The organism is Micromonospora deserti, assembly GCF_003236335.1.
GTDB classification, from domain to species: domain Bacteria; phylum Actinomycetota; class Actinomycetes; order Mycobacteriales; family Micromonosporaceae; genus Micromonospora; species Micromonospora deserti.
This window is the reverse complement of record NZ_POUB01000402.1, coordinates 1-4,030: the sequence shown is the minus strand read 5'-3', so window position 1 is coordinate 4,030 and position 4,030 is coordinate 1. Positions and strand designations below refer to the sequence as shown.

General features: G+C 73.3%; 3 protein-coding genes and 3 tRNA genes. 2 read left to right on the top strand and 4 right to left on the bottom strand.

Translation table 11 applies throughout. From position 1 onward, the window contains the following. Positions 1 to 47: 47 nt before the first annotated feature. The 4 genes from C1I99_RS30100 to C1I99_RS30085 all read right to left on the bottom strand — a co-directional run bounded on the left by C1I99_RS30100 (position 48) and on the right by C1I99_RS30085 (position 1,443). A tRNA-Glu gene (locus tag C1I99_RS30100) sits at positions 48 to 120 on the bottom strand. A gap of 145 nt (positions 121 to 265) precedes the next feature. Then, positions 266 to 338 (bottom strand) — tRNA-Glu (locus C1I99_RS30095). A gap of 130 nt (positions 339 to 468) precedes the next feature. Then, positions 469 to 540: transfer RNA gene (locus C1I99_RS30090), tRNA-Gln, on the bottom strand. A 102-nt stretch (positions 541 to 642) separates the two neighbouring features. Beyond that, a complete protein-coding gene (locus tag C1I99_RS30085; protein ID WP_111137556.1) occupies positions 643 to 1,443 on the bottom strand; it encodes a fumarylacetoacetate hydrolase family protein in 801 nt (266 codons plus the stop codon). A 217-nt stretch (positions 1,444 to 1,660) separates the two neighbouring features. Here C1I99_RS30085 and C1I99_RS30080 point away from each other — a divergent pair, with 217 nt between their 5' ends. Both C1I99_RS30080 and C1I99_RS30075 read left to right on the top strand, forming a co-directional pair. Further along, the gene (locus C1I99_RS30080; protein ID WP_111137555.1) at positions 1,661 to 2,950 is read left to right on the top strand and encodes a hypothetical protein; all 1,290 of its coding nucleotides are present in this window, start codon (positions 1,661 to 1,663) and stop codon (positions 2,948 to 2,950) included. A gap of 34 nt (positions 2,951 to 2,984) precedes the next feature. Next, positions 2,985 to 3,854: a 3-methyladenine DNA glycosylase gene (locus C1I99_RS30075; protein WP_111137554.1), complete on the top strand. Its 870-nt coding sequence runs from the start codon at positions 2,985 to 2,987 to the stop codon at positions 3,852 to 3,854. Positions 3,855 to 4,030: the final 176 nt, after the last annotated feature.

Genomic DNA, 4,030 nt, shown 5'->3' with positions numbered 1-4,030 from the left:
GGATGGGGGCGGCCCGCCTCGCGGGGCGAGGCGGGCCGTTGTGGGTGTAGCCCCGACCGGATTCGAACCGGCGCTACCGCCTTGAGAGGGCGGCGTCCTGGGCCGCTAGACGACGGGGCCAGAACTTTCCTGCTTCACCACCCTGCCGGGCGGCGCCGCTGTAGTCTAACGGCGTCTCGCGCGGTGGCATGAACCGGGTGCGGGCGGGTAGACCGCGCAGAAGCGAAACGGCCCGCCGCACGAGTGCGACGGACCGTGATCACTGTAGCCCCGACCGGATTCGAACCGGCGCTACCGCCTTGAGAGGGCGGCGTCCTGGGCCGCTAGACGACGGGGCCAGAACTTCCCGCTCGCCGCTCTGCCGAGCGGCGCCGCTGAACTCTACCAGAGATCCTCGCCGGCCCCTCGCGGGCGGCTGGCCGCTCTCCAGCAGATTCCAGCGACCGACATTCTCACGAACACCGGTTGCTGGGGTACCAGGACTCGAACCTAGACTAACTGAACCAGAATCAGTCGGGCTGCCAATTACCCCATACCCCATTGGCCCCTTACGGCGCCGGGACAAGACTTTACCCTCCCGGTGCCGGCAGGCCAAATCGAACCCCGCAAACCACCTCTGACCTGCGGAAACGGCTCGACGCGTCAGACGGGCACCACCGGGTTGGTGAGCTCCCCGATGCCCTCGATCCGCACGCTGACCGTATCCCCGTCCGTGAGCGGGCTAACCCCCGCCGGCGTGCCCGTCAGCACCACGTCACCGGGGAGCAGCGTCATCACGTGCGAGATGTACGACACCAGGGCGGGCACGTCGAAGACCATGTCCCGGGTCCGGCCGAGCTGCCGGACCTCCATCTGCTCCGGGTCGCGACCCACCTCACACCGGACCTCCAGGTCGGAGACGTCCAGCCCGGTGGTGATCCACGGCCCGATCGGGCAGAACGAGTCGAAGCCCTTGGCCCGGGTCCACTGGCCGTCGGCGCGCTGGAGGTCCCGCGCGGTCACGTCGTTGGCGCACGTGTAGCCGAAGATGGCCCGCTCCGCCGCGGCCCGGTCGGCCCGGCGCGCACCCGGAGCGCCGATCACCACCGCCAGTTCCGCCTCGTGCTCGACCTGCTTGGAGAAGATCGGCAGTCGGATCGCGTCCCGCGGCCCGATCACCGAGGTGGACGGCTTCAGGAAGAGCAGCGGCTCCTTTGGTACCTCGCTGCCGTGCTCGGCGGCGTGCTCGGCGTAGTTACGGCCGACACACACCACCTTGCTCGGCAGGATCGGCGAGAGCAGCCGGACGTCCGACAGCGCCCACCGGCCGCCGGTGAAACTGATCTGGCCGAACGGGTGGCCCTCGATCTCTGCGACGGTGAGGCCCTGCGGGCCGGCCCCCGGCTCGCCCTCGACGACCCCGAACGACATTCCCTTGGCATGAGCGAAACGAGCGATACGCACCCGGCCAATCTAGCCCCGCCGGCGCGCAGGCCGGCCGAGGCCACGACCCACCGGGACACCGCCATCGACAGGCGGACGGACCGGGGCACCCCGCCCGCCGGCCCGGCCGACCGGTGGCGCAGCCTACGTCGTTGCCGGACCGCCGGGGCCGACTTCGCCACTTCGTACCCGCACGACATGCGCCCGCCCCTAGCGTCGGCTCCGGAGGTTCGTTCGTATGCCTGCATCGACACGACACCACAGGGCCCTCGCAGTGTTCGTGCACTGCCTCGGCATTCTCGCCGCCGTGCCGGCACTACCCACGGCGGCCCCGGACGCGGCGGCCGCGCAGCCCCGCCCGGCCGCGGCGATCGCACCGACCCCCGCCCCGGCCATGCCGTCGGCGCCACCGGCGGTGCCCACACCGACCCGGGCCGCGCCCCCGATCGCCAAGCCGCCGGTGACGGTACGGGTGGCGCCGGAGAACACGCCCGCGCCGCGCTACCGGATTCTCGTCCGCAACGACGGCAACGCGCCGGTGGACACCACCGTCCGGCAGGAGCTGCCGCCCGGTTCGTCGGCGGCCGCGATCACCGCCGGCGGCCGGGCCACCCGCGCCGCCGGGCAGTCGGCGAGCGAGGTCACCTGGCGGCTGAAGCTGCCGGCCCGGAGCACCACCACGCTCGGCACGACGCTCACCACCGCCGCCCTGGACCGGCCGCTGACCGCGCCGGCCTGCGCCTACGCCAGCGACGGCCGGCGACCGTACGACTGCGCGACGGCGACCTGGAACGCCGCCCCGGCCCGGCCGGTGGAGCAGCGGAGCGAGCCACCGGTGTGGCGCCAGACGCCCGTGCTGCTGGGCGGGGTGGCCGCGGTGGCGCTGTTCGCCGTGGGCGTCACCTGGACCTGGCGTCGCCGGCGCCGGCGAGTCGCCGCGGCCCGTGCCGATGACGGCCTGGGAACGGTCTACCCGCGACCGGCGGCGCCCCGACCGGCACAGCGCCGGCGCACCCCCTCGACCTGGCTGATCGTCCCGGTGACCGCGCTGGTGCTGGCCGGTACGGTCGGCACGGCGGCCTGGACGGCCACCCGGCAGGTCGCCGACATCGACACCGACAGCCAGCCGACCAGCGGCGCCTGGCTCGGCAAGGGGGTGTACGGGGCGGTCGGCGAACCGCTGCGGGAGTCGGCGTTCGAGTTCACCGTCTACCGCGTCGCCTGCGAGCCGGGGCGGGCCGCGCGGCAGTGCCAGGCCACCGTCGGGGTCCGCAACGTCACCCCGGAGCAGCAGAGCTGGCACGGCCGGTTGCAGCGGGCGTACCTGCCGGACGGCAACTTCGTCAGCACCGACGAGCAGGCCACCCGGGCGGCCAACCAGGGCCGCGACGTTTTCGCCCAGCCGATGGCGGCCGGGAGCCGGATGGTGCTGCCGCTGGTCTTCACCGTCGACGGGCGGGACCCGCCGAAGCAGCTGGAGCTGCGCAGCGGCGTCTTCTCCGCCGGGGTGCGGGTGGACGTGCCCTGACCGGCGGTCGGGCAGCGGTCGTACCCTGGGGTCCGTGACCGCTGCCCTCGCCCCCGCGACCGTGCTCGACGCGGCGCAGTGGCAGGCCCGGCGCCGGGCGCACGAGGAGCGGGTCGATGGGTGGCTGATCCCGCACCTGGCCCGCCGCCGCCGGGGCGAGAAGCACCCGGTGGAGGACTTCCTCTTCACCTACTACTCGCACCGCCCCGCGCAGCTGCGCCGGTGGCACCCGGGCGCCGGGGTGGTGCTGCGCGACGCGGACCCGGCCGAGTTCGGCCGGGACTACCGCGTCACCGCCGCCGGGGTCACCCTCGACACCGAGGCCGTACGCACGCGGCGCGCCGAGTCGGTCGGCTGGATCCGGTCGCTGCTGGCCGCCACCGCCGCCCGGCCGGGGCACTTCGGCTGCTTCGGGATGCACGAGTGGGCGATGGTCTACCGGCAGACCCAGGAGGAGGTACGCCACAACGCCTGGCCGCTGCGGCTGAGCCCGGAGCGGACGGCGGCGGTCGTCGAGCAGCGGGGCGTGCGGTGCAGCCACTTCGACGCGTACCGGTTCTTCACCCCGCCGGCCCGACCATTGAACCTGCTCACCCCGACCCGGGCGACGCAGCACGCCCACGAGCAGCCGGGCTGCCTGCACGCAAACATGGATCTGTACAAGTGGGCGTACAAGCTCGCCCCGCTGGTGCCGTCGGAACTCGTCGCCGACTGCTTCGCGCTGGCCCGGGAGATCCGCACCCTCGACATGCGGGCCAGCCCGTACGACCTGGCCGCGCTCGGGTACCCGCCGGTGCGGGTGGAGACGCCGGAAGGGCGAGCCGAGTATGTGACCGCACAGCGGGCGTTCGCCGCACGGGCCGCCCAGCTGCGCAAGCGCCTCCTGGCAACCACACCGCGGTAGCCCCTCCCCCGCCCTCCCGGTCGCCCCGTTGATCATGAAGTTTGCGCCAGCGTGGAGATCAAGGCTGACGCCAACCTCTTGATCAACCACGACGGGAGGTGGTGGGCGGCGGTTAGTCGCCGTTGATGCGGCGGTCACGTTTGCGCTGCGCCCGGCGTTTCTTGTCGGTCAGGCGG